The following is a 25,373-nucleotide window of genomic DNA, read 5'->3' on the forward strand; positions in this document are numbered from 1 at the left end:
GGAGAGGTCACTTGACGCTACCGGCGGTCAGTCCGGCCTTCCAGTGCCGCTGCAGCGAGACGAAGGCGACGATCAGGGGGATGACGGCGAGGAGGGACCCGGTGACGACGAGTGGATAGAAACTCGGCTCGCCGTGCGTGTTGGTGTTCCAGGAGTACAGACCGAGGCTCAGCGGGAAGAGCTTGCGGTCCGAGAGCATCACGAGGGGGAGGAAGAAGTTGTTCCAGATCGCGGTGAACTGGAAGAGGAAGACGGTCACGAAGCCCGGCATGACCATGCGCAGCCCGATGGACCAGAAGACGCGCAGCTCGCCGGCCCCGTCGATACGGGCGGCCTCCAGGGCCTCGTTCGGTATGTAGCCGGTGCTGAACACCCGGGCGAGATACACGCCGAACGGGTTGACGAGCACCGGGATCAGCACGGACCAGTAGGTGTTGACCAGGCCGGTCCTGGAGGCCAGGAGATACATCGGCAGGGCGAGCGCCGTGGTGGGGACGAGCACACCCAGCAGCACGAGACCGAACAGCTTCTCCTTGCCCCGGAATTCGTACTTGTCGAAGGCGTATCCCGCGGCGACGCAGATCAGCGAGCAGACGATCGCCCCGCCGCCCGCGTACATGAGGCTGTTGAGGTACCAGCGGAAGTAGATGCCGTCGCCGTAGGAGGCCAGGTTCGACAGGTTCTCGCCGAGGTTGAAGCCCTCGAAGGAGAAGGCGTTGCCCGCGAGCAGGCCGCCGGTGTCCTTCGTGGCGGCGGTGACCAGCCAGACGAGGGGGAAGAGCATGTAGACGACGGCGAGCAGGAGAAAGCCGTTGACGGCGGTCTTCGACATCCAGCGGCTGCGGGAGGCGGGGGAGTTCATGCTTTCTTGCCCTTCCGGCCGGTGAAGCGGGTGACGACGAAGGACAGCAGCGCGGCCGTGAGCGCCAGCAGGATGGAGGCGGCCGCGGCGAGACCGTAGTCGTTGCGTTCGAAGGCCGCGGTGTACGCGTACATGTTCGGCGTCCAGGTGGAAGAGACGGCGGAACCGGTCCCCTTGTTGAGGATCAGCGGCTCGGTGAACAGCTGGAGCGAGCCGATGACCGTGAACAGCGCGACCATCACGACGGAGGCGCGGATCAGCGGAACCTTGATGCTGAGCGCGACGCGCCAGGCACCGGCCCCGTCGACCGTCGCCGCTTCGAGCACGGAGCGGTCGATCGCCTGCAACGCGGCGTAGAAGATCACCATGTTGTAGCCGAGCCATTCCCACAGGGCGATGTTGACGATGGAGGGAAGGGCGCCTTCGGGGGAGAAGAAGTCGAAGCCGATCCCGCCGGACTCCATGGCGCTGACCACCGGGCTGAGCTGGGGTGTGTAGAGGTACACCCAGATCAGCGCGGCGATGATGCCGGGCACGGCGTGTGGCAGGAAGAGCGCGAGCTGGAAGAACCGGCGGGCGCGGGCCAGCGTGGAGTCCAGCAGCAGGGCGAGGGCGAGGGCCCCGATGAGCAGCAGCGGAATGTAGAACAGGCAGTATCCGAGGAGTACGCCGAAGCCCTCGCGGAACGCCCGGTCGCCCAGGGCCGCCGTGTAGTTGTCGAGCCCGCTGAAGACGGTCTCGGTGCCGCCGAAGCCCAGGCCGGACTGCTTCTCGGTGAACAGGCTGAGCCAGACCGCGTAACCGATCGGCAGCACCATGACCGCGGTGAACAGTACGAAGAAGGGCCCCAGCAGGATGGCAGCGGCTCTGGTCGTCCGGGCGCGCTTCATCAGCCTGCGTCCTCGACCTTCAGACCGCGCTTCTTCAGCTCGGCGACCGTGGCGTCGTGCCCGGCCTTCACGGCGTCCTTGATCGTGGTGCCGCCGCTCGCCACCTTGCCGAACTGGTCCTTGATGGTGGTGTTCGTGGTTCCGGTCGTCGGGCCCCAGTTCCAGTTCTGGCCGATCGACGTCGCGGCGCCCTCGAACACCTGGTAGATGTCCTCGCCGCCGTAGAAGCCGGCGTCGAAGGACTTCTTGGCCACCGGGCGCAGGGCCGCCGCGGCCGGGAAGGCGCTCGAAGTGCCGGACTCGATGCGGGCCTTGATGCCTTCTTCGGTGGTCGACATCCAGGTGGCGAACTCGACCGCGGCCTCGGCCTTCTTGCTGGTCGTGGTCACCGCGAAGGTGGAGCCGCCGAGCATGCCGCTGGCCGGCTTGGCGTCCCAGCTGGGCATCGGGGCGACGGCCCACTTGCCGCTCTGCTCGGGCAGCGTGGCCTTGAGGACGCCCGCGCCCCAGGCGGCGCCGAGGTAGCCGACGGTGCCGCCGTTCTTGAGGGAGTTGGTCCACTCGGGGCTGAACGAGGCGTTGGCGCGGATCAGGTCGTCGTCGAGCAGACCCTGCCAGTAGTCGGCGACCTTGTTGGTGGCCGCGTCGGCCGTGCTGACCTTCCAGGTGTCGCCCTCGGGCTTGTACCACTGGGCGCCGGCCTGCCAGGACATCGCCTGGAACGTGGTCGGGTCGTCGGGGAAGAAGGTGCCGATCCGAACCTTCTTATCGGCCTTCTTGATCTTCTCGGCGGCCTTGCGGAACTCGTCCCAGGTCTTGGGGACCTCGACGCCGTACTTGTCGAACAGGTCCTTGCGGTAGTAGAACGCCTGCGGCGAGGCGTCGAACGGGACGGCCCAGTTCTTGCCGCCGAGCGTCGTCAGCTCGACCGCCTGCGGCAGCAGCTTCTTCCTGATGTCCTCGGTGAAGTACTGGCCGATGTCCTGGAGCGCGCCCTGACTGACGTACTCCGGAAGCTGCGGGTACTCGATGGAGACCAGGTCGGGGGCGTTGCCGGCCTTGACCGCGTTGGAGATCTTGGCGTAGCCGCCCGCGTTGCCGGACGGGATCTCCTCGTACACCACCTTGATGTTCTTGTGCGAGGCGTTGAACGCGTCAACGACCTCCTTGGACCCCTTGGCCCAGCCCCAGAAGGTGATGCTGACGGGCTTGCCGTCGCTTCCGGCGGCGGCTTTGTCGTCGCCGCCGCCACCACAGGCCGTGAGAACGGCGAGGGCGGTGGCGGCGCCGACTACGGCGAGGGACGTTCTGCTCGAACTGCGGCTCACAGCGAGGCTCCTGAACAAGCGACGACATTGGCGTTCGCCGTGATCTTTGGACCAGCCGTGACCGAAGTCAAGAGCGAAAGAGTGATTGATCGAAAAAAGATCAGAAAAGTTGCGTACGGAAGTGTGTGGGACGCCGTGTGTGAGGGAACGCGGGGTGCGCGCTACGCCTGCGACGCCTACGAGAGGGGCGCTCCGCACGAGTCCCGGACCCGCAGCTGCGGCAGCAGCATCAGATGGCGCCGTGGTGCGCCCCCGCTCTGGCCGAGCCGCTCCATCAGCAGTTCCGTCGCGTGGCGGCCCACGTCGCGCTTGGGTGGTGCCACCGCCGTGAGCGGGGTGTCCGCGAGAGCCGCCACCTCGTCGTCGTAGGCGATCAGCGCCAGATCGTCCGGCACCCGTACGCCCAGCTCGGCAAGGCGCTGCACGACCTGGATCGCGTCCACGTCGTTGTGGATCAGCGCCGCCGTCGCCACGCCCGAGTGGACCGCCTCGCGCAGCGCCCGCACGGCCTGGTCGAACGTGTCCGGAGCGAGTTCGGCCGGTACGGACTCGATCACGTCCTGCGGCGCGCGCAGGCCGAGCACGGCCAGGGCCTCCGCGTACCCGGACCGCACCGCTAGGGCGGTCGGCGAGTCCGCCCGGGCCATCAGGAGCGGCGCCCCGTGCCCGAGATCCACCAGGTGGCGTACGGCGAGCAGCACCCCGTGCGCGTGGTCCGAGCAGACCCGGTCCAGGCCGTCCAGCGGGGAGCCGGCGGTGGGCCTGCGCTCCAGCAGGACGGTCGGCACGGGCAGTGAGGCGATCCAGTCGCCGAACGCGGCGGGGTCGCCGGGGTGCTGCCAGCCCGGTGCGATCAGCAGCCCCTCGGCACCCGCGGAGAGCAGCCCCTCGGTGCGGGCCTGGTCCTCCTGCGGCCGGTAGTCGGAGATCCGCAGGATCAGCCGGGCACCCGCCCCGGCGGCCGCCTCGTGGGCCCCGCGGATGACCTCGGAGAAGTAGTACGTCGACGAGGGCGCGAGCATGCCGAGAACCAGGCCGCTGCCGCTGCCGCCGGGCCCCGCGGCGGAGGCGGCGCCCGGCGGCCAGGACACCGAGCCGTGGACCCGGTCGAGCAGGCCCCGGCCGGCCAGCTCCTCCACGTCCCGGCGCACCGTGACGGGGGAGACCCCCAGCTGGGAGGCGAGATCCGAGACCCGGGCCGAACCCCGCTCCCGTACCAGCCCCAGCAGGCGGTCATGACGTTCAGCAGCACTTTCGCGCACGGCAGCAGTCCCCTCGCAGTGTGTGGCCCGGCCCCCGGTCCGGCCGGCGCCGGGGCCGTGGTCCGACCCTAGACCAACGTGATCGAACGATGGGAATTTCGATCATTCAAATGCAATGCATTGACGTTCGATCAATCCGAGTCCAGGATTCCGGCGATGCCGACTCGTCCCGTCCCTGACTGTTCGTACGGAGGAATTGTGAGACATCGCGCCACCGCTGCGACGCTGGCGGCCCTGACGGCCGCCGCCGGCCTGACTACAGCCACGACAACAAGGGCGGCTTCCTGCTGATCTGCCCGTACAGCGGCGCCAAGACCATCGGCACCGTCGCCCGCTACAACGTCAGCCGCAACGACGGCGCCCGCCTGATCCAGAACTGCTGGGGCCCGATCCTCGACACGAAGATCCACAACAACACCTTCCAGAACAAGGAGCAGATCCCCGGCTATCTCGTCCAGGACGACGCCAACAGCCCCGCCACCACCCAGCACGAACTGTCCATCCGGAACAACATCTTCGTGAGCGAGGGCACCGGCGGCTACGCCTTCAAGAACCCGACGCCCGGGCTCTCCTTCGACCACAACGCCTTCTACGGCATCGAGATGACCCGCCCCGACCCCGGTGGCATCACGGCCGACCCGAAGCTCCGCGCGGACTGCAGGCTCGGCGCGGGCTCGCCCGCCCTGGCCGCCGGAGCCGTCATCGAGAACAACGGGGGCAGGGACTACTTCGGCAAGAAGCTGACGCCCGGCGCCCCCAACATCGGCGCCTACGCGGGCCACGGGGTGCACTGACCGCGCACCCGGCAGCCGCGCACCCGTCGACCGATTGCTCATTGAGGACCGTACTTGCGGCCTGTCTTGGAGGTGACCCCTCCGAGCAGGCCGCGCGGCGTCACCTTCACGAGCCCCATCAGCACCTTGTACCGCGGGTCCGGGACGGAGAGGGACTTGCCGCGTGCCAGGTCCGCCAGGGCCGTCGCCACCAGCTTGTCCGCATCGAGCCACATCCAGCCCGGAATGCTGCCGGTCCCCATCCCGGCCCGCTGATGGAACTCCGTCCGTACGAAACCGGGGCACAGTGCCATCAGCCGCACCCCCGAACCGGCCAGGTCCTTCGCCGCGCCCTGGGTGAACTGCACGACCCACGCCTTGGACGCGCCGTACGTCCCGCGCGGCACGAACGCTGCCACCGAGGCCACGTTGACGACCCCGCCCCGCCCGCGCTCGCGCATCCCGGCCGCGGCCGCCGAGGTCAGCCGCAGCACCGCCTCGCAGTGCACCTTCAGCATGTTCAGCTCATCGGCCATGGGCACATCCAGGTAGCTGCCCCTGTTGCCGAACCCGGCGTTGTTGACCAGCAGATCGACCGGCTGGTGACGATCCGTCAACCGGTTCTCGACCGCGGCGATCCCCTTGTCCTGTGACAGATCGGCCGTCAGCACCTCGGCTTCGATGCCGTGCCGGTCGTGCAGTTCGGTCGCCTGCTCGCGCAGCCGCTCGGTGTCCCGGGCCACCAGCACCAGGTTGTGCCCGTCGGCCGCCAGCCGCCGCGCGAAGGCGGCCCCGATACCCGCGGTCGCGCCCGTAATCAGTGCAGTCGTCATACGCGGCACGTTAGTGCCTGTCCGCCGGCCGCGAACGGACAGGCACCGTCGCCCCGCGGACCACCGCGATCACTCGCGCGCGGCCTCCTCCCCCACATACTTCAGCGCGGCACGCAGCGACTCGGGGTGCAGCGCTTCGCCCGCCGCGAGCAGCTTCGGGAGCAGTTCCCTTCGCGTCGTCGACGCCTGGAAGTCCAGCCGCACGGTGACGTCGTGGCCGGGCCGGTGCACGATCTCGACCGGGTCGCCGGAGCGGATCTCACCCGGCTCGATCACCCGCAGGTACGCCCCCGGGGCGGCCGCCTGCGTGAACCGCCGGACCCAGCCCTTCTCGTCGAGATGACCGGCGAACGTACGGCACGGAATCCGGCTCGACGCGACCTCCAGCACCAGATCGGGGCCGATCCGCCAGCGCTCGCCGACCCTCGCGCCGTTCACGTCGAGACCAGTGGTTGTCAGGTTCTCGCCGAACGCACCATTGGCGAGCGGGCGTCCGAGCACCCGCTCCCAGTCGTCGAGGTCCTCGCGGGCGAAGGCGTACACGGCCTGGTCGGAGCCGCCGTGATGACGCAGATCGCACACCGCGTCCCCGGCCAGGCCACTGCCCCCGGTGCCCTTGGGGCCGGGATCGGTGACGCGTACGGTGCCGTCGACCGGCTGCTTGCCGATCCCGGTCACGCCGCCGGCGGCGTCGGTGTACTCGACGACCTTCGGCCGCCCGGCGTTCACGGTCAACAGCTTCATCGGTTTCATCGGCTCCATCGGCTTCGTCGGCTCCATCGACTCGGTCGGCTTCATGCGGAGAACGCTAACCACCCCACCCTCAAAGGTGCCTGCCAACAATTCGCACCCAATCCAAGAGCGGCTTATGGTTGAAGGGTGATCGAAGCCCGTCATCTCCGTGTCCTGCGTGCCGTCGCCGCCACCGGCTCGTTCTCCGCCGCCGCCCGTGAACTGGGCTGTACCCAGCCCGCGGTCAGCCAGCAGATGAAGGCCCTGGAGGCCTCCGCGGGAACGACGCTGCTGATCCGCACGGGACGCGAGATGCGCCTCACCCAGGCGGGCGAGGCGCTCGTCCGCCATGCCTCCGGCATCCTCGCCGGGCTCGTCGCCGCCGAGGAGGAGGTCGCTGCGATCGCCGGGCTGCGGGCCGGCCGCGTCCGGCTCGTCTCGTTCCCCAGCGGCAGCTCCACCCTGGTCCCCGGCGCCCTCGCGGCGCTGCGCGCGGCCCACCCCGGCACCCGGGTCTCCCTGGTCGAGGCCGAACCGCCGCGCTCCGTCGAGATGCTGCGCGAGGGCGACTGCGACATCGCGCTGGCGTTCCGCTACGGCGCCTCCGGCACCGAGTGGGACGACCTGGTCGTACGCCCGCTGCTCACCGACCGGCTGATCGGCCTGGTCCCCGAGGGGCACCGGCTGGCAGGTGCGGACGCCGTCGCCGTCGCCGAACTGGCCGAGGAGCCGTGGATCGCGGGCTGCCCGCGCTGCCGTCGCCAGCTGGTGGAGGTCTGCGAGGAGTCCGGCTTCACGCCCCGGATCGACTTCGCCACCGACGACTACCCGGCGGTCGTCGGCCTGGTCGGCGCCGGACTGGGGGTGGCCGTACTGCCGGAGCTGGCGATCGAGTCGGTGCGCCCCAAGCGGGCCCGTACCGTCGCGGTGGAACCGGCCATCGAGCGCGAGATCGTCGCCCTCACCCTGCCGGACCTGGCTCAGGTACCGGCGGTGGCGGCCACTCTGGACCAGCTGTCCCTGGCAGCCGCCCGCTGACCGGGGCCTGCCTGTGACCCGGCCTCCTTCGGTGGCCGGGTGAAGCGCAAAAACGTTTTTCTATTGGCGTACGGACGGGGCGGGTTCAGCCGTGCCCCGACGGGGACGGAACGCCCGACGGCGCCGCTGCCGCGATCAGGCGATTACGGGCCCGTCCCATGAGCTCCTCGCGCTCGTCCTCGGTCAGTCCGCCCCACACTCCGTAGGGCTCTCGTACGGCCAGCGCGTGTGCCGCACACTCGGCGCGCACCGGGCATCGCATGCAGACCTCTTTTGCCGAGTTCTCGCGGGCGCTCCGAGCCGCCCCGCGTTCACCCTCCGGGTGGAAGAACAGCGAGCTGTCGACCCCGCGGCAGGCCGCCAGCAGTTGCCAGTCCCACAGATCGGCGTTGGGTCCGGGAAGGCGGGAGAAATCTGCCATTGCTTGTCCCCTCAAACCATGCTGAGTCGGAATCGTCGTTGTCATCCATTTGTGACCGTGCTCATGACATTGCATCTACGGTGTAAGTAGATGTAAATATGACTGATTGCGAATCTAGCCACAGACACCAGTAAAAGGGAAGAAAACCCGCTAAATGGGGCATAAGTTTATATGAAATTTCCGTTGACCGTTGGATGAGTCGTGCCGCTCTCCTCCGTGTGCGAGTCCTCACGTAGAGTGCCGAATCCGGCCGTCCGACCCGTAACTCTTTCGAGTGACCATCGTTGAGAGGGCGGGGGCGGTTGACAGAAAAAGCGATCGGGCAGATGTCCGAGAGCGTCAACCGCTCAGGTGACGACTTGTAACAGCCTGGAGGCTCAAGGTGACGCGCATCAGCTGCGGAGGACGGTCATGACATCCGTCCTCGTCTGCGACGACTCCCCGCTTGCCCGAGAAGCGCTCCGTCGCGCGGTCGCGACCGTGCCCGGCGTCGAGCGTGTGACGACGGCGGCCAACGGCGAGGAAGTCCTCCGCCGCTGGGGCGCCGACCGTTCGGATCTGATTCTGATGGACGTACGCATGCCCGGTCTGGGGGGTGTGGAGACGGTCCGGCGGCTGCTCTCCGCCGACCCCGGCGCCAGGATCATCATGCTGACCGTCGCCGAGGACCTGGACGGCGTCGCGCTCGCGGTCGCCGCCGGCGCCCGCGGCTATCTACACAAGGACGCCTCCCGCGCGGAGTTGCGGGCCACCGTGACCCAGGCGCTGGCCGATCCGACGTGGCGGCTCGCCCCGCGCCGGCTGCGGTCGGCCGAGATGGGTGCGGCGCCGACGCTCACTGCGCGGGAGATCCAGGTGCTCGAAGGAATGAGTCACGGCCGCTCGAACGCCGAGATCGGCCGTGAACTGTTCCTCTCCGAGGACACGGTGAAGACGCACGCCAGGCGTCTGTTCAAGAAACTCGGCGCCTCGGACCGGGCGCACGCCGTGGCGCTCGGCTTCCGCTGGGGCCTGGTCCGCTGAGGGACGGCCATGGCCGGCAGTCGATCGATTCCCCGTCCGCACACCGGCGGACGGGGCGATGTGACGGGGGTGCGTGGCGCGAGCCCCACCCCGCCGGTGGTGCCTTTCACGCCCGCGGCATGTGACGCTTCCCGGCCGATGCCGCATCCTTGAGATGTGGAGTTCCTCGGGGACGATTCGGTCGAGCGGAAGGGGAGGGCGCAGGACATGACTTCCGGCGCACCCGCTCATAACGCTTCAGTGCACAACTACGGACGCGGCGGAGCGAAAGACGCGGCTCCGAGGCACCATGGTCCGATGCGCGACGACGAGACGACGGTGATCGGTGCACTGGTGCACCGTGCTGTCGAGGGGGACGCGCAGGCCACGCATGATCTGCTGGCGCATGTCCACCCCCTCGCGCTGCGCTACTGCAGGTCCCGGCTGAACCGGCTGCCCGGTGATGCCCGTCACTTCGTGGAGGACCTGGCGCAGGAGGTCTGTGTCGCGGTGCTGATGGCGCTGCCGCGCTACAAGGACACCGGCAGACCCTTCGAAGCCTTCGTCTTCGCCATCGCGGGCCACAAGGTCGCCGACCTCCAGCGCGCCGCGATGCGGCACCCGGGATCGACGGCCGTGCCCTCCGACGAGATGCCCGAGCGGCCGGACGATTCGCTCGGGCCCGAGGAGCGCGCGCTGCTCAGCAGCGATGCCGCCTGGGCCAAGAAACTTCTCGCCAATCTCCCGGACAACCAGCGCGAGCTGCTGGTTCTGCGGGTCGCGGTCGGCCTGACCGCGGAGGAGACCGGGCAGATGCTGGGCATGTCGCCGGGCGCGGTCCGGGTCGCCCAGCACCGGGCGCTGAGCAGGCTGCGGGCCCTCGCGGAGCAGTGAGCGGGGCCCTTCCGGGAGCGTGTGAGCCGGCTGCCCGGGACCGTGCGAACCGGCTGTTCGGTCCGCCCGAGCCGCCTGTCCGCGTCCGTGCGAGCCGTCTGTCCGACGCTGTACGACGCCGGCCGTCCCGTCTGTACGAAGCTACAGAACCTCTGGTTGATCTTGCTCGTGGAATGAGACACCCCCGGAGGCCGTTAGCATGGACATCCGCACCGATCAAGGCCATTTGGGGAAGGTGTCATGACTGCAAACGTCGACGGAGTGCCCGAGAAATTCGCGACGCTCGGGCTGACATACGACGACGTGCTGCTGCTGCCCGGCGCGTCCGACATGGCGCCCGATCAGATCGATACCTCCTCGTACATCTCCAAGAACGTGCGGGTGAACATCCCGCTGCTCTCCGCCGCGATGGACAAGGTCACCGAGGCCCGCATGGCGATCGCCATGGCCCGGCAGGGCGGCGTCGGTGTGCTGCACCGCAACCTCTCCATCGCCGACCAGGCCAACCAGGTCGACCTGGTGAAGCGCTCCGAGTCCGGCATGGTGACCGACCCGATCACGGTGCACCCGGACGCGACGCTGCGCGACGCCGACGAGCTGTGTGCCAAGTTCCGTATCAGCGGTGTCCCGGTCACCGACGCCGCGGGCAAGCTGCTCGGCATCGTCACCAACCGTGACATGGCCTTCGAGCCGGACCGTACGCGCCAGGTGCGCGAGGTCATGACGCCGATGCCGCTGGTCACCGGCAAGGTCGGCACCTCCGGCGTGGACGCCATGGAGCTGCTGCGTCGCCACAAGATCGAGAAGCTTCCGCTGGTCGACGACTCGGGGGTCCTCAAGGGCCTCATCACCGTCAAGGACTTCGTCAAGGCCGAGAAGTACCCGAACGCCGCGAAGGACAAGGAAGGCCGGCTGCTGGTCGGCGCGGCCGTCGGTGTCGCGGGCGACGCCTTCGAGCGCGCCCAGGCACTGATCGAGGCGGGTGTCGACTTCATCGTCGTCGATACCGCCCACGGCCATTCCCGGCTGGTCGGCGACATGGTCGCCAAGATCAAGTCGAACGCCTCCGGTGTCGACGTCATCGGCGGCAACATCGCCACCCGTGACGGCGCCCAGTCGCTGATCGACGCGGGCGTCGACGGCATCAAGGTCGGCGTGGGCCCCGGCTCCATCTGCACCACCCGCGTCGTCGCCGGCATCGGCGTCCCGCAGGTCACCGCGATCTACGAGGCCTCGCTCGCCGCCAAGGAGGCCGGTGTCCCGGTCATCGGAGACGGCGGCCTGCAGTACTCGGGCGACATCGCCAAGGCCCTGGTGGCCGGCGCGGACACCGTGATGCTCGGCTCGCTGCTCGCGGGCTGCGAGGAGTCCCCGGGCGAGCTGCTCTTCATCAACGGCAAGCAGTTCAAGTCGTACCGCGGCATGGGTTCGCTCGCCGCGATGCAGACCCGTGGCGACCGCAAGTCGTTCTCCAAGGACCGCTACTTCCAGGAGGGCGTCGCCTCCGACGAGAAGCTGGTCCCCGAGGGCATCGAGGGCCAGGTCCCCTACCGCGGCCCGCTCTCCGCGGTCGTCCACCAGCTCGTCGGCGGCCTGCGCCAGTCGATGTTCTACGTCGGCGGCCGCACCGTCCCGGAGCTCCAGGCCAACGGCCGGTTCGTCCGGATCACCTCGGCGGGCCTCAAGGAGAGCCACCCGCACGACATCCAGATGACGGTCGAAGCGCCGAACTACAGCAGGAAGTAACGCATCAGCGCAGCCGAGGGGCGGCCCGGGGGTTCCCGGACACTGTTGACCGAACAGTGTCCGGGGTTCCCGGGACCGCCCCTCAGCCGTGTGTCGGGGATACTGGACAGCGCAGACGTAGAGGGAAAGGCCACACCATCGTGACTGAGATCGAGATCGGGCGCGGCAAGCGCGGCCGCCGGGCGTACGCATTCGACGACATCGCCGTCGTTCCGAGCCGCCGTACCCGCGACCCGAAGGAGGTCTCGATCGCCTGGCAGATCGACGCCTACCGTTTCGAGCTGCCGTTCCTGGCGGCTCCCATGGACTCCGTGGTCTCCCCGCAGACCGCGATCCGCATCGGTGAGCTGGGCGGCCTCGGTGTCCTCAACCTCGAGGGCCTGTGGACCCGGCACGCCGACCCCCAGCCGCTGCTCGACGAGATCGCCGAGATGCCCGTCGAGTCGGCGACCCGCCGCCTTCAGGAGATCTACTCCGCGCCGATCCAGGAGGAGCTGATCGGGCAGCGCATCAAGGAGGTGCGCGACTCCGGTGTCGTCACCGCCGCCGCGCTCTCCCCGCAGCGCACCGCGCAGTTCTCCAAGGCCGTCGTCGACGCTGGCGTGGACATCTTCGTCATCCGCGGTACGACGGTCAGCGCCGAGCACGTCTCGGGTGCGGCCGAGCCGCTCAACCTCAAGCAGTTCATCTACGAGCTGGACGTCCCGGTGATCGTCGGCGGCTGCGCCACGTACACCGCCGCCCTGCACCTCATGCGTACCGGCGCGGCCGGTGTCCTCGTCGGTTTCGGCGGTGGCGCCGCGCACACCACGCGCAATGTCTTCGGCATCCAGGTCCCGATGGCGACCGCGGTCGCCGATGTGGCCGGGGCCCGCCGCGACTACATGGACGAGTCCGGTGGCCGGTACGTGCACGTGATCGCGGACGGCGGCGTCGGCTGGTCCGGCGACCTGCCCAAGGCCATCGCCTGCGGTGCGGACGCCGTGATGATGGGCTCCCCGCTGGCCCGTGCGACGGACGCGCCTGGCCGCGGCCGGCACTGGGGCATGGAGGCCGTCCACGAGGACGTGCCGCGCGGCAAGCTGGTGGACCTGGGATCGGTCGGCACGACGGAGGAGGTCCTCACCGGTCCTTCGCACACCCCCGACGGTTCGATGAACATCTTCGGTGCGCTGCGCCGCGCGATGGCGACGACGGGGTACAGCGACCTCAAGGAGTTCCAGCGCGTCGAGGTGACGGTGGCGGACTCCCAGCACAGCCGCTGAGCGACAGCGGGCTGCGACGTACGGAGGGCTCGGACCGCGCGCGGGTGCGGTCCGGGCCCTCCCGTGTGTCACGGGCGAGGCCGTGATCGGTCGGCCTCGGTCACGTCGGCCGTGATCGGTCGGCCTCGATCGAGTCGGTCGTGATCAGTCGGACGCCTTGCGGGCGGCCGAGAAGGCGACCACTCCGGCGATCACGATGAAGACGAAGGCCAGCACGTTGGCGTCTTCCTTCCACACCTTGTTCAGGTCGCTGAAGTGGTCGAGGAATATCTCGCTGACGGAGAGTGGGCGCTGCTTGCTGATGATGATGGCCTCGCCGAGCAGCTGGCCGAAGTAGACACCGATCAGCGCGAGGACGGCGCTGATGGCCGGCAGGGCGGGGTTGCGGCCGCCGGCCTTGCCCGCGGCGAAGCCGACGACGGCGCCGACACCCACGGCCGCGTAGCCGATCTCGTGCTTGGTGGCGCCGACGATCGCGCCGTAGATGCCCGCGGCGACGAGGGCCGCGACGACGGCGGCGGCCAGGCCGAGGCCGATGTTGTTGCGGGCGGGGGCCGCCGGGGCGAACGGCGCGCCGCCGGTCGGGACGCCGGGCTGCTGGCCCGCGAACGGGTTGCCGGTCGGGACGCCGGGCTGGCCGGGCTGCTGGCCCGCGAACGGGTTGCCGTCGCCGGGGTGCGCGTCGTACGGCTGCTGCGGCTGGTTCGGCGGCACGGGCTGGCTCATGGGTGGGTCCCCCCTGGGACGTAAGCGCACGACTGTGCGAGAAGTGACGCCGCAGGCTAGCAGCCGCCTATGACATCGCCCACCAAATTCCTTGGGGGAACCCTTGGGACCCTCTTGAATCCTTGGAACCCGCTTCTCACAACCGGTGCGCGGCCCCCGCCGGGGTCGCGCCCCGGGTGTCCAGGAGCAGTTGGGCCTTCACGGCGAGGCCCTGGAGGTCGTACGTGCGGTGGTGCTGGAGCAGCACCGTGAGGTCCGCGCTCGATGCCGCCTCGTACAGCGAGTCGGCGCGCGGGACAGGGAGTTCACGGACCCGCCAGTCCAGGACGTGCGGGTCGTGGTAGCCGATCTGGGCGCCCATGTCCATCAGCCGGGCGCCGATCTCCCGGGCGGGGGAGGCCTCCTGGTCGGCGAGGTCCGGCTTGTAGGTGACCCCGAGGAGCAGCACCCGGGCGCCCCGTACCGACTTGCCGTGCTCGTTCAGGAGGGTGGCGCAGCGCTGGATCACGTACTGCGGCATCCGGTCGTTGATCTCCTGGGCGAGCGAGACCATCCGCAGGGGGTGCCCGGGGGTGCGGCTGTTGTACGGAAGGTAGCCCGGGTCGACGGGGGCGCCGTGGCCGCCGACGCCGGGGCCCGGACGGAACGGCTGGAAGCCGAAGGGCTTCGTCTCGGCGCACCGGATGACGTCCCAGAGGTCGACGCCGAGATCGTGGCAGAGCACCGCCATCTCGTTGACCAGGGCGATGTTGACGTGCCGGAAGTTGGTCTCCAGGACCTTGGTCATCTCGGCCTCGCGCGGCCCGCGGGCCCGGACGACCTTGTCGGTGAGCCGGCCGTAGAAGGTGGCGGCGGATTCGGTGCAGGCGGGGGTGAGGCCGCCGATGACCTTGGGGGTGTTGGCGTAGACGTGGGTCCTGTTGCCGGGGTCGAGGCGGCTGGGGGAGTAGGCGAGGTGGAAGTCGCGGCCGGCGCGGAGCCCCGAGCCCTCTTCGAGGAGGGGCAGTACGTAGCTCTCGGTGGTGCCGGGCTGTACGGCCGATTCCAGCAGGACGGTGGTGTGCGGGCGCAGCCGGGCGGCGAGTGCGCGGGCCGCGTCGCCGACGGCGGTGAGGTCGAGGGTGCGGTCGGCGCCGAGAGGGGTGGGCGCGCAGATCACCGCGGTACGGATCCGGCCCAGTTCGGCCGGGTCGGTGGTGGGCCGGAAACCCCCCGAGAGCATCCGGCGCAGGTCCGAGGCGGTGAGTGATCCCTCGACGGGGGTGCGGCCCGCGGCGAGTTCCGCGTAGGCGCGTGGGTCGGTGTCGTATCCGACGGTCTGGACACCGGCGGCGACGGCGGCTTGGGCGAGGGGCAGGCCGAGGTGGCCGAGTCCGATGACTGCGAGGTCTGCGGGCATGTGGATGGGCCGTCCTTCCCTTGGACCGACCGACAGATGGAGGGCGCCACCCTCTATTTGCCGGTCAGTCCCAAGACACATGAGAGCGGAAAGCGCAACCGCTGGGGACAGCGCAATGTCAGACTAGGCGTAAATATGACCTATATGTCGCATTGTGTGGCTCTCGCCGACCTGGTGTTGTCCACAGGCGGTGGCCGAAGTCGTGGACGGCGGACAGAATCGAGAGGTGGGTACGGGGCGTCCGACCGCTCGGTCGGGGCGCGCCCGGTGCCGGACCACCCCGATCTACCCGGGAGGCAGCGGTGAGGACAGCGACACTGGGACCTGCGGAGCGCGCCGAGGCGCTCGCCGCGATGGCCGAGCGTGAACTGGATGTGCTGGTCGTGGGGGCGGGCGTGGTCGGCGCGGGTACGGCGTTGGACGCGGTGACGAGAGGTCTCTCGACCGGCCTGGTCGAGGCGCGCGACTGGGCCTCGGGCACATCCAGCAGGTCGAGCAAGCTGATCCACGGCGGGCTGCGGTATCTGGAAATGCTCGACTTCGCGCTGGTCCGGGAGGCGCTGAAGGAGCGCGGGCTGCTCCTGGAGAGGCTGGCCCCGCACCTGGTGAAGCCGGTGCCGTTCCTCTACCCGCTGCAGCACAAGGGCTGGGAGCGGCTCTACGCCGGATCCGGAGTGGCGCTGTACGACGCGATGTCGGTGTCCTCGGGACACGGCCGCGGCCTGCCCGTCCACCGGCATCTCTCCCGCCGCCGGGCCCTGCGGGTCGCCCCGGCGCTGAGGAAGGACGCCCTGGTCGGGGCGTTGCAGTACTACGACGCGCAGATGGACGATGCCCGCTATGTCGCGACGCTGGTGCGCACCGCCGCCGGATACGGCGCACGGGTGGCGAACCGGGCGCGGGTGATCGGCTTCCTCCGGGAGGGCGAGCGGGTCGTCGGCGTCCGAGTGGAGGACGTCGAGGCGGGCGGTGCGTACGAGGTCAGGGCCAAACAGGTGGTCAACGCCACCGGGGTCTGGACGGACGACACCCAGGCGCTGATCGGGGAGCGCGGGCTGTTCCACGTCCGGGCCTCCAAGGGCATCCACCTGGTCGTCCCGAAGGACCGCATCCACTCCTCGACCGGCCTGATCCTGCGGACCGAGAAGTCCGTCCTCTTCGTCATCCCGTGGGGACGGCACTGGATCGTCGGGACGACGGACACCGACTGGGACCTGGACAAGGCGCACCCGGCGGCGTCCAGCGCCGACATCGACTATCTGCTCGAACACGTCAACTCGGTCCTGGCCACGCCCTTGACCAGGGACGACGTCCAGGGCGTCTACGCGGGGCTGCGGCCGTTGCTGGCCGGTGAGTCGGAGGCGACCAGCAAGCTCTCGCGCGAGCACACGGTGGCGCATCCGCTGCCCGGCCTCGTGGTCGTGGCGGGCGGCAAGTACACGACGTACCGAGTGATGGCGAAGGACGCCGTGGACGAGGCGGTGCACGGTCTCGACCAGCGCGTGGCGGACTGCGTCACCGAGGACATCCCGCTGCTGGGGGCGGAGGGCTACCGGGCGCTGTGGAACGCCCGGGCGAGAATCGCGGCCCGGACGGGGCTCCACGTCGTCCGGGTGGAGCATCTGCTCAACCGCTACGGCTCCATGACGGAGGAACTGCTCGAACTGATCGTCGCCGATCCGACGCTGGGCGAGCCACTGCCGTCGGCGGACGACTACCTGAAGGCCGAGATCGTCTACGCCGCCTCGCACGAGGGGGCCCGCCATCTCGACGACGTACTGACCCGCCGCACCCGGATCTCCATAGAGACCTTCGACCGGGGCACACGCAGCGCCAGGATCTGCGCGGAGCTGATGGCGCCGGTGCTCGGCTGGGACGAGGGGCAGATCGACCGGGAGGTCGAGCACTACGAGAAGCGGGTGCAGGCGGAGCGGGAGTCGCAGCGGCAGCCGGACGATCTCACGGCGGACGCGGCACGGCTCGGAGCGCCGGACATCGTGCCGATCTAGTGCCGCGACCGGCAAAGCTTGCCGGGAGGGGCACTAGCACTAGGACCGGACCAGGGCCGGTCGAGGGACGTTCCGGGGCCGGGTCGGGTGGCTGCAGAACTCCGCGTCGAGCAGCGCCGGTTCGAGCGTCTCCGCATCGGTCAGGGTGTCCGTGTCAATGCGGTACGTCAGGGTGTGCCGGCCGTCGCGCGTGGCGGCGGTACGGACATAACTGCCCGCTATGTGCCCGTTGTGGCCCCAGACGGCGATGCCGCAGGAGAGCTTCTGCGGATAGATGCCCAGGCCGTAGACGCCGTGCGTGGCACCGGTGTTCAGGAGGGCAGCCAACTGGGCGGGCGGGAGGAGTCGCCCACCCAGCAGAGCCGCGTAGAAGCGGTTCAGATCGGCGAGCGTGGAGATCAGCTCCCCGGCCGCGCCCGCCGTGCGGGGGTCGAGCTCGGTGACGTCGCGGAGGCTGCCGTCGGCCGGGTCGCGGGTGAAGCCGCGGCCGCGCGGGGAGGGCAGCGTGGTACGGGAGCCGGGCAGGGAGGTACCGGTGAGACGGAGGGGGGTGATGATGCGGTGACGGATTTCGGTGGCGTAGCTGTGTCCGGTGACGCGTCGGATGACGAGTCCGAGTACGACGTAATTGGTGTTGGAGTAGGCATAGCGGCCGGGGGTGCTCGTCGGACGGTGGGCCAGCGCGACACGGACCGCCGCGGTGGCGGAGACGGGGTGGGCGGAGGTGTCGGCGGTGTAGTCGTAGAGACCGCTGGTATGGCTCAGCAGGGCGCGCAGGGTGATACGGCGGCCGTCGTTGCCGTTGCCGCGGATCAGACCGGGCAACAGCTGGTCGACGGTGTCCGACAACTGCAGCCGTCCCTCCCGTGCGAGTTGGAGCACTACGGTGGCGACGAAGGTCTTGGTGACGCTGCCGGCCCTGAACCGGTCCTCCTTGCGGATACCGGGTCCCGTCGAGCGATAGGTGTCGTACGGTGCGGAAGAGGTGCGACGGGCCAGCAGCGCCGCCGTCGGAGCGCCACCCGCGGCGACGAGCCGGGGAAGGTAGGAGGCTGCGGGCGTGAGGTGTGGTTCGCTGGGCAGGGGCACTGTTCCCAAGCTGAACAACACCAGCAGCAGCGAGGTGGCGAGCAGCGCCCTGAGTGTCGGCATGGCAGGGTTTCCCTTCCTCCGGGCACATCATGACGGGCCCACGGACCCGGCACCACGACCGGTCCCGGGGTGAGGGACAATGAACGCTCTGCCAGGGCGGGTTGATCGCAGAGGGGACGCATGTCGGAGGCGGAGCAGGCACGGGAGCCCCAACGGGACAAGGACGGACGTCTCCTTGCGGGGCGTTACCGGCTCGGGGAGGTGCTCGGCCGGGGCGGTATGGGCACGGTCTGGCGTGCCGTCGACGAGACGCTGGGCCGCACGGTCGCGGTCAAGGAGCTGCGGTTCCCTACGGCCATCGACGAGGACGAGAAGCGCCGCCTGATCACGCGCACGCTGCGCGAGGCGAAGGCGATCGCCAGGATCCGCAACAACGGCGCGGTGACGGTCTACGACGTGGTCGACGAGGACGACCGGCCGTGGATCGTGATGGAGCTCATCGAGGGCAAGTCCCTTGCCGAGGCCATCCGCGAGGACGGGGTGCTGACGCCGAAGCGTGCCGCCGAGGTCGGCCTCGCCATCCTCGACGTGCTGCGTTCGGCACACCGCGAGGGCATCCTGCACCGAGATGTGAAGCCGTCCAACGTACTGATCGCCGAGGACGGCCGGGTCGTGCTGACCGACTTCGGTATCGCGCAGGTCGAGGGCGACCCGTCGGTCACCTCGACGGGCATGCTCGTCGGCGCCCCCTCGTACATCTCCCCGGAGCGCGCCCGCGGACACAAGCCGGGGCCGCCCGCCGACCTGTGGTCGCTCGGCGGACTGCTGTACGCCAGCGTCGAGGGCACCCCGCCGTACGACAAGGGGTCGGCCATCGCCACCCTGACCGCGGTGATGACCGAGCCGCTCGACCCGCCGAAGAACGCCGGTCCGCTGGAGGAGGTCATCTACGGCCTGCTCGCCAGGGATCCCGATCAGCGGCTCGACGACGCGGGCGCGCGCGCCCTGCTCGACGACGTGATCCACGCCCCCGAGAAGCCGGACCCGGTGGTGCCCCCGCCCGCCGACGCCACCCAGATCATGGCGCTGCCCGGGGAGTCCGCCAAGCCTGCCGCCAAGGCGGCGTCGAAGCCCGGTGAGCCGGGGGAGGGCGCGCGGGACCGGTTGCGGGGTGCACTGCGCTCCGTACGGAACGCGAAGGCGACACCGGTCGCCGCGGCCGCCGCGCCGCCTCCACCCTCGACGCCTCCCGCGATCACGCGGTCGGCCGGTGGTGCGGCGGGCTCGTCGAAGTCCGCCCGGACCTCGGCCCCGGCGAAGCCGGCCACGGCCTCCGCCGCCGTACCGTCGCCGCGCCCGGCCACGTCGCCGGTCACACCGCCCCGCGCGTCCCTCACGGACGTGGTGCCACGCCGCACCCTCGCGATCATCGCGGCCGTGATCGTGCTCGCCGTGATCGGCACGGTCCTCGCGCTCACGCTCGGCGGGGACGACAAGAACACCGCGGGCGGCGGCAGCGGAAAGGACGACAAGTCCACCTCGGCCGGAGCCTCGACGACGACCGGCGGCTCCGCCGACACCGACACCGACACCGACACCGACACCGACAGCGGCAGCAACAGCAACGGCGGCGACAAGGCCCAGGACCCGGGCAAGGGCCAGGGCAAGGAACAGGGCACGGGCAAGGACGACAGCGCGGACAAGGGTTCGGACGGTTCGAAGGGCGACAAGCCGGGCGACGCAACACCCGCCGGATATCGGACGGTCACGAACAAGAGCTTCCACTTCACGATTGCCATGCCCGAGGACTTCCGGTTCGACAAGAATTCGGGCAGTAACTCCGGTGCCATTTACAACGCCAGCGGCGGTTTCCCGCGCGTCCAGGTCGACTACACCGACTCCCCGGGCCGCGACGCCGCCGCGGCCTGGAACGCCGCGAAGGGCGGTGTCGAGGCCACCAGCAACGGCTACCACCACCTCGGCGTGAACAAGGTCCAGTACAACGGCTACCCGACCGTCGCCGACTGGCAGTTCGAGCGCACCCAGCAGGGCCAGCGGGTCCGGGTGCTGAACCGGGGCTTCAAGGTCGACGCCACCCACGGCTACGCGATCATGATCAGCTGCAAGGCGAGCGAATGGGACAGCGAGGAGTGCCGGACGCTGCGCAAGACCGCGTTCGACACGTTCGAGCCCACCGACTGATCCGTGGGTGAAAAGGGCCGGGATGCGCCGACTGAGACGCGTGGCCGTTACTTGCCACGTATCGTGAGAGCCTGAAGACCGTACGCAGCCGGAACGGCGGGTCAATTGCACGGTAAGTGACCGCAATTGGCGGGTTTGTGCGGTCATCGTGACCGGGGGGACAGCGCGCTCTGGGGAGGCGTCGTGGATGACTACGCGGGTCGGGTACTTGCCGACCGCTACCGCCTTCCGCTGCCGCCGTCCGACGCGTACGAACTGGTCGAGACCCGGGCGTTCGACACCTACAGCGGACAGGAAGTCCTGGTCCGGCAGGTGCCGTTGCCCGAGGTGGTGGACGCCGAGGTGCTCGACGCCGACGGTCCGGTACGGGCGGCCCGGCAGGTCACCGGGCGTGCCGTGCGGCGCTCCACGGATCCGGCGGTGCGGCGCGCCATCGAGGCGGCGCAGGCGGCGGCCCGGATCCCCGACCACCCCAGGCTCGACCAGGTCTTCGACGTGTTCGCCGAGGCCGGTTCGCTCTGGATCGTGAGCGAACTCGTCATGGCCCGCCCCCTCGCGGCCCTGCTGGCGGATCGCCCGCTCGATCCCTTCCGGGCCGCCGAGATCGGCTCCGACGTGCTGACGGCGTTGCGGGTGCTGCACGCCCATGGCTGGACCCACCGGAACATCACCATCCGTACGGTGCTGATCTGCGACGACGGCCGCGTCGTGCTGACCGGCCTGGCGGCCGGGGCGGCGGAGGAGGCGCTCTGCGGGTACGTACCGACGCCGCAGCCCGACGACGAGGAAGAGATCGGTTTCGGCCGCCCGGCGGTCGAGACGGGCCCGTCCGGGCCGTACGTACCGCCCGTCCCGCCTGCCCCGCCCGTCCCGCCTGCCCCTCCCGTCCCGCCTGCCCCTCCCGTCCCGCCTGTCCCTCCCGTCTCTCCGGCCGAGGTGCCGGCCTCGCGCGGCCCGGCGGCGATCGAGGCGGGTGGCGCGGCCGACGGCGATCCGTACGGTGACGTCGCGTACGGCGGTGACGACGCGTACCGCGATGGCGGTCCGCGCGGCGGTGGCGATGCGCAGCCCGGTGCGCAGACCGGTGTGTTGGGCGAGCTGGAGGCCGTACGGCGGCCGGGGAACCCCGCCCCCGGAGCGGGGAGCGCCGCGCAGTCGCGAGCCGAGCGCGCCGGAGCCATCGCGGCCTACCGCGCGGGCGCCCTCGCCGCCGCCCGGGCCGGCGAGGACCGGCGCCGGGCCGGGGCAGACGAGGCGGGGGACACGGAGGACACCGGCTCCCTCCCCGTCCAGCGCCCCACTGGGCCGTCCGGCCCGGACCGGACCCACCCGCAGCCGACCAGCCCCTGGAGCCGGCCCGCCGAGGACCCGTACGACGACGAGGACGACGAGGACGACGACGGCTACGGAGGCGACGACCAGTCACCGCCCGCCCGGCGGCTGCACCTCACCGGCAGCTGGAGCGACGGCCCCGGATCCGGGCGTCCCGTGCCCGCCGGGGGTTCGGGCGAGGACGCCCTGCGTGCCGATGCCCGCCGCCACGGCAACTCCCCGGCGCTGCCTGCACACCGGCCCGAGCAGCGGCAGGAGCCGACCCGCTGGGACGACCTCGTGGCGAGCGGCCGTACGGGCCCCGCCTACCGCGGCCCCGCCACCACCCTTGCCGCCGAGCGCGCCCGGCAGGCCCGGATCGCCGTCGTCGGCGCGGTCACCGAGCGCTGGGCGCCCGAGCAGGCCGGCCCCGTCCACGAGAACTGGCAGCTGGCGCCGCCGATCGGCCCCGCCACCGACCTCTGGGCGCTCGGCGCGTTGCTCTACCGCGCGGTCCAGGGCCACGCCCCGTACCCCGAGGAGAACGCGGCCGAGCTCGTCCAGATGGTCTGCGCCGAGCCGCCCGCCTTCGCCGAGGAATGCGGTCCGCTGCGCCCCGTGGTCGAGTCCCTGCTGCGTCAGGACCCCACCGAGCGGCCGGATTTCGAAGAGCTGCGCGGCTGGCTGCGCTCCCTCGTACGGTCGGCGCCCGAGCCCGAGGCCGGTCTGGACGTCGTACCCCTGCCCTCCCTCGACAGCGCCCGGCTCCCCGTCGTGCGCCGCCGGGGCGAGCTGGTCCGCAGACGTCGCGGCCGCCTCGGCCAGGGGACGGCCCACGGCCGTCACCGCCACACGAAGGAGAAGCCTGACCGGAGGCACGACAGGCCCCGGGCGGAGAAGGCGCCCAGGGCGCCACGCGAGCCCAAGGGCCCCAAGGCGCTGCGCACCCCCCCGCCCGGCCGCCGGCCCGGCGAGGGCCGGGCGCCGCGACGGCTGGGACGGCTGCTCCTGCTGCTCGTCCTGCTGGCCCTGGTCGCGGCCATCACGTACGCCGTGATGTTCATGCCCAAGGCGGACAGCGGTTCCGGCACCCGCCCCTCGGGCCCGGCGTCGTCGGCGTCCGGTTCACCCGAGCCCGGCGACGGCGTGTCCGACGGGCAGTCGCCCTCGCAGCCCCCCGGCGCGCAGCAGCCGCAGACCAGCCGCTCCGCCGTCGCGCTCGCCCCCGGCTACGTCCTGCGCAAGGACCCGGAGGGTTTCGAGATCGGTGTGCTCAAGGGATGGCAGCGCAGCCCCGCCAACGCGGACCGGCAGATCCGCTACGGCAGCGACGGCTTCAGCCTGCTGATCGTTCCCGGACGCGACACCGTCAAGGCCCATGGCAACGACCCGCTGGCGTACCAGGCCGACAAGGAGCTGGAGTTGCAGCCGTTCCGCGACTCCAGCTGGTCGGGATCGAGCGGGCTGCGCCGGATCGACGTCGGCCGACAGGCCATGGCCGAGGGCCAGTTCACCTGGCAGGACGCCAGTGGCCGCGAGGTGTACGCCCGTAACCTCGCGATGATTGTCGACGGCCGCTACCACATCCTCCAGGTCATCGGCCCGGAGAGCAGGCGCGACAAGGTTTCGGACATCTACGAACAAGCCATCGCCTCCTACCGCGTGACGCACTGAAGCATCCGGGACGTCATCAGGGCAGTGGGCGGAGCGACAAGCATCACAGTGCGGTCTCTTGGGGGATGGCGAGGTTCCGTGGCCGTGCGTCCCCTCCGTAATCTGGCCTCCGAGGGAACGGGGCGGAATACGTGGATCGATCACAGGGAACGGACGCGGGACTGGTGCTGGCCGGAAGGTACCGGCTCGGTGAAGTCCTCGGGCGCGGCGGCATGGGCAAGGTCTGGCGCGCCCACGACGAGGTGCTGCACCGCACGGTCGCGGTCAAGGAGCTGACCGCCGGGCTGTACGTCGCCGAGGCCGACCGGATCGTGCTGCACGCCCGCACACAGAAGGAGGCCCGCGCGGCCGCCCGGATCACGCACCCGGGCGTGGTCACCGTCCATGACGTGATCGAGTACGACAACCGGCCCTGGATCGTCATGCAGTACGTCGACGGTCCGTCACTTGCCGACGCGGCCAAGGAGTCCGGCGAGATCGAGCCCCGCGAGGCCGCCAGGATCGGCTTCCACGTGCTGGGCGCCCTGCGCGCCGCACACGCTGCGGGAGTGCTGCACCGGGACGTGAAGCCCGGCAACGTACTCCTGGCCAGGGACGGCCAGGTGCTGCTCACGGACTTCGGGATCGCGGCGATCGAGGGCGACTCGACCATCACCAGGACCGGTGAACTGGTCGGCTCCATCGACTATCTGGCGCCCGAACGGGTACGTGGCGGCGATCCCGGCCCCGCGTCCGACCTGTGGTCCCTCGGTGCCACGCTCTACACCGCGGTCGAGGGACGCTCGCCGTTTCGCCGTACATCGCCGATCTCCACCATGCAGGCCGTTGTCACCGAGGATCCCCCGCCGCCGGAGCGGGCGGGTCCGCTGGCTTCCGTGATCACCGCTCTGCTCCGCAAGGAGCCCGAGGACCGGCCGTCGGCGGCCGAGGCGGAACGGATGCTGCTGGAGGCCATGGAGGGCCGTGAGCCCCGGGCCGCGCAGGCGTACGTACCGACGCAGCGCGTCCCCGACGAACTCCTGCGCACACTGGGCCCGGACGGCACGTCAGGTGCGGGTGTGGGCGCGGGTGCGGGCGCGGATGGAGCTGCGGGTGCTTCCGTTGCTCCTGGTACGGCGGGTGCGTCCGGTACGGCCCGGCTTCCGCACCCGGCCGCCGGTTCCGTCGCCGGCCCGGCGTCGTTCCCGGTGACCCGGCGCAGCCGGGGCCGGTGGCGTACGACGGTCCTGGTCATCGCCGCGGCCGCGCTGGTCGGCGGCGGCGCGGGGCTCGCCGCGATGAAGTACGGGGACCGCACGGACAGCGCCACCGGGCGCGGCGGCACGGGCACGCACGCGACCGAAACCCCCTCGAATCCCAGCACTTCGCAGGCACCGAAGCCGGACACCCCGGGGAAGGGCATACCCGACGGCTGGCACCGGGTGAACGACCCCGAGGGCTTCAGCCTGATCGTGCCCGACGGCTGGGTGCGCCGGGCGGACCGCAACCAGATCGACTACACCCCGGACAACGGCGTGCACTACATCCGGATCGGCATCGACCCGTCGCCCGACTTCGAGAACTCGTACATGCACATGCTGAACCTGGAGAAGCAGCTGGCCGAACGGCTTCCCGGCTACCACCGCGAGACCCTGGAATCCAACACCTACCGCGACCGGGAGGGCTCGCTCTGGGAGTTCACCTGGACTGAGACCAAGAACCACCCGGGTCCGCGTCACGCGATCGACCAGATGTACTTCGGGGAGGACGGCGGCCCGGAGTACGCGATGTACATGACGGGTCCGGCTTCGGACTGGGACACGACCCGGGAACAGTTCGACACGATGCTGCGCGGCTGGCGGGCGCCCGACAGCTCCGGCTGAGATCCGGCAGCCCGGACCGGGATCGCACGGCTGGGGGCCGTCGGGTGTAGGT

Annotated in this window: 21 protein-coding genes; 10 read left to right on the forward strand and 11 right to left on the reverse strand. The window is 70.4% G+C overall.

All coding sequences use genetic code 11. The features are described from left to right. Positions 1-7: 7 nt before the first annotated feature. From OG936_RS21350 to OG936_RS21370, 5 genes are all read right to left on the reverse strand, one after another. Entirely contained in the window at positions 8-862 is an 855-nt protein-coding gene (locus OG936_RS21350; RefSeq protein ID WP_406496682.1) for a carbohydrate ABC transporter permease, read from the reverse strand. Further along, positions 859-1,752 (reverse strand): carbohydrate ABC transporter permease, encoded by an 894-nt coding sequence (locus OG936_RS21355; protein ID WP_383753203.1) that lies wholly within the window; start codon positions 1,750-1,752, stop codon positions 859-861. The genes OG936_RS21350 and OG936_RS21355 overlap by 4 nt, the downstream gene beginning before the upstream one ends. Beyond that, a complete protein-coding gene (locus OG936_RS21360; RefSeq protein ID WP_406496684.1) occupies positions 1,752-3,080 on the reverse strand; it encodes an ABC transporter substrate-binding protein in 1,329 nt (442 codons plus the stop codon). The genes OG936_RS21355 and OG936_RS21360 overlap by 1 nt, the downstream gene beginning before the upstream one ends. Before the next feature lie 176 nt (positions 3,081-3,256). Further along, entirely contained in the window at positions 3,257-4,342 is a 1,086-nt protein-coding gene (locus OG936_RS21365; protein ID WP_406496686.1) for a substrate-binding domain-containing protein, read from the reverse strand. A gap of 131 nt (positions 4,343-4,473) precedes the next feature. Continuing rightward, a complete protein-coding gene (locus OG936_RS21370) occupies positions 4,474-4,833 on the reverse strand; it encodes a hypothetical protein (protein ID WP_406496687.1) in 360 nt (119 codons plus the stop codon). A 27-nt stretch (positions 4,834-4,860) separates the two neighbouring features. On the opposite strand from OG936_RS21370, the gene OG936_RS21375 reads away from it, so the two are divergent. Next, a complete protein-coding gene (locus OG936_RS21375) occupies positions 4,861-5,136 on the forward strand; it encodes a hypothetical protein (RefSeq protein ID WP_406496689.1) in 276 nt (91 codons plus the stop codon). A gap of 38 nt (positions 5,137-5,174) precedes the next feature. Here the strand turns inward: OG936_RS21375 and OG936_RS21380 are convergent, their stop codons facing one another. Both OG936_RS21380 and OG936_RS21385 read right to left on the reverse strand, forming a co-directional pair. Beyond that, positions 5,175-5,948 carry an SDR family NAD(P)-dependent oxidoreductase gene (locus OG936_RS21380; protein ID WP_406496690.1) on the reverse strand — a complete coding sequence of 258 codons (774 nt, stop codon included), beginning with the start codon at positions 5,946-5,948 and terminating at the stop codon, positions 5,175-5,177. A 69-nt stretch (positions 5,949-6,017) separates the two neighbouring features. Next, on the reverse strand, positions 6,018-6,692 hold the full coding sequence (locus tag OG936_RS21385) for an MOSC domain-containing protein (protein ID WP_406500541.1): 675 nt from the start codon (positions 6,690-6,692) through the stop codon (positions 6,018-6,020). A 135-nt stretch (positions 6,693-6,827) separates the two neighbouring features. Here OG936_RS21385 and OG936_RS21390 point away from each other — a divergent pair, with 135 nt between their 5' ends. Then, a complete protein-coding gene (locus OG936_RS21390; protein WP_406496692.1) occupies positions 6,828-7,718 on the forward strand; it encodes a LysR family transcriptional regulator in 891 nt (296 codons plus the stop codon). Positions 7,719-7,803: 85 nt separating this feature from the next. Here the strand turns inward: OG936_RS21390 and OG936_RS21395 are convergent, their stop codons facing one another. Then, positions 7,804-8,139, reverse strand: a complete 336-nt coding sequence (locus OG936_RS21395) for a WhiB family transcriptional regulator (RefSeq protein ID WP_266748016.1) — start codon at positions 8,137-8,139, stop codon at positions 7,804-7,806. A 411-nt stretch (positions 8,140-8,550) separates the two neighbouring features. On the opposite strand from OG936_RS21395, the gene OG936_RS21400 reads away from it, so the two are divergent. From OG936_RS21400 to OG936_RS21415, 4 genes are all read left to right on the forward strand, one after another. Further along, a complete protein-coding gene (locus OG936_RS21400; protein ID WP_003948568.1) occupies positions 8,551-9,162 on the forward strand; it encodes a response regulator transcription factor in 612 nt (203 codons plus the stop codon). Between the two features lie 297 nt (positions 9,163-9,459). Next, the gene (locus tag OG936_RS21405) at positions 9,460-10,035 is read left to right on the forward strand and encodes a sigma-70 family RNA polymerase sigma factor (protein WP_093893485.1); all 576 of its coding nucleotides are present in this window, start codon (positions 9,460-9,462) and stop codon (positions 10,033-10,035) included. A 240-nt stretch (positions 10,036-10,275) separates the two neighbouring features. Then, positions 10,276-11,781: an IMP dehydrogenase gene (gene guaB / locus OG936_RS21410; protein ID WP_383753183.1), complete on the forward strand. Its 1,506-nt coding sequence runs from the start codon at positions 10,276-10,278 to the stop codon at positions 11,779-11,781. A 140-nt stretch (positions 11,782-11,921) separates the two neighbouring features. Beyond that, complete coding sequence (locus OG936_RS21415) at positions 11,922-13,046, forward strand: GuaB3 family IMP dehydrogenase-related protein (protein WP_148838755.1); 1,125 nt, start codon at positions 11,922-11,924, stop codon at positions 13,044-13,046. A gap of 144 nt (positions 13,047-13,190) precedes the next feature. On the opposite strand, the gene OG936_RS21420 is transcribed toward OG936_RS21415, so the two are convergent. Together OG936_RS21420 and OG936_RS21425 are read right to left on the reverse strand one after the other, a co-directional pair. Then, entirely contained in the window at positions 13,191-13,772 is a 582-nt protein-coding gene (locus OG936_RS21420) for a hypothetical protein (RefSeq protein ID WP_406496695.1), read from the reverse strand. A gap of 136 nt (positions 13,773-13,908) precedes the next feature. Further along, positions 13,909-15,171 carry a nucleotide sugar dehydrogenase gene (locus OG936_RS21425; RefSeq protein ID WP_406496696.1) on the reverse strand — a complete coding sequence of 421 codons (1,263 nt, stop codon included), beginning with the start codon at positions 15,169-15,171 and terminating at the stop codon, positions 13,909-13,911. 302 nt (positions 15,172-15,473) lie between these two features. Between OG936_RS21425 and OG936_RS21430 the strand changes: the two genes are divergently transcribed. Next, on the forward strand, positions 15,474-17,180 hold the full coding sequence (locus tag OG936_RS21430) for a glycerol-3-phosphate dehydrogenase/oxidase (protein ID WP_383753174.1): 1,707 nt from the start codon (positions 15,474-15,476) through the stop codon (positions 17,178-17,180). A 39-nt stretch (positions 17,181-17,219) separates the two neighbouring features. Here OG936_RS21430 and OG936_RS21435 read toward each other — a convergent pair whose 3' ends face one another. After that, positions 17,220-18,332: a serine hydrolase domain-containing protein gene (locus OG936_RS21435; protein WP_406496697.1), complete on the reverse strand. Its 1,113-nt coding sequence runs from the start codon at positions 18,330-18,332 to the stop codon at positions 17,220-17,222. Between the two features lie 120 nt (positions 18,333-18,452). Between OG936_RS21435 and OG936_RS21440 the strand changes: the two genes are divergently transcribed. The 3 genes from OG936_RS21440 (at position 18,453) to OG936_RS21450 (ending at position 25,321) form a co-directional block, all read left to right on the forward strand. Beyond that, positions 18,453-20,474 (forward strand): serine/threonine-protein kinase, encoded by a 2,022-nt coding sequence (locus tag OG936_RS21440; RefSeq protein WP_406496699.1) that lies wholly within the window; start codon positions 18,453-18,455, stop codon positions 20,472-20,474. 183 nt (positions 20,475-20,657) lie between these two features. Beyond that, entirely contained in the window at positions 20,658-23,459 is a 2,802-nt protein-coding gene (locus OG936_RS21445) for a serine/threonine protein kinase (RefSeq protein WP_406496701.1), read from the forward strand. Between the two features lie 131 nt (positions 23,460-23,590). Further along, entirely contained in the window at positions 23,591-25,321 is a 1,731-nt protein-coding gene (locus OG936_RS21450) for a serine/threonine-protein kinase (RefSeq protein WP_406496703.1), read from the forward strand. Positions 25,322-25,373 lie beyond the last annotated feature (52 nt).

It is taken from the genome of Streptomyces sp. NBC_00846 (assembly GCF_045207325.1).
Lineage (GTDB): Bacteria > Actinomycetota > Actinomycetes > Streptomycetales > Streptomycetaceae > Streptomyces.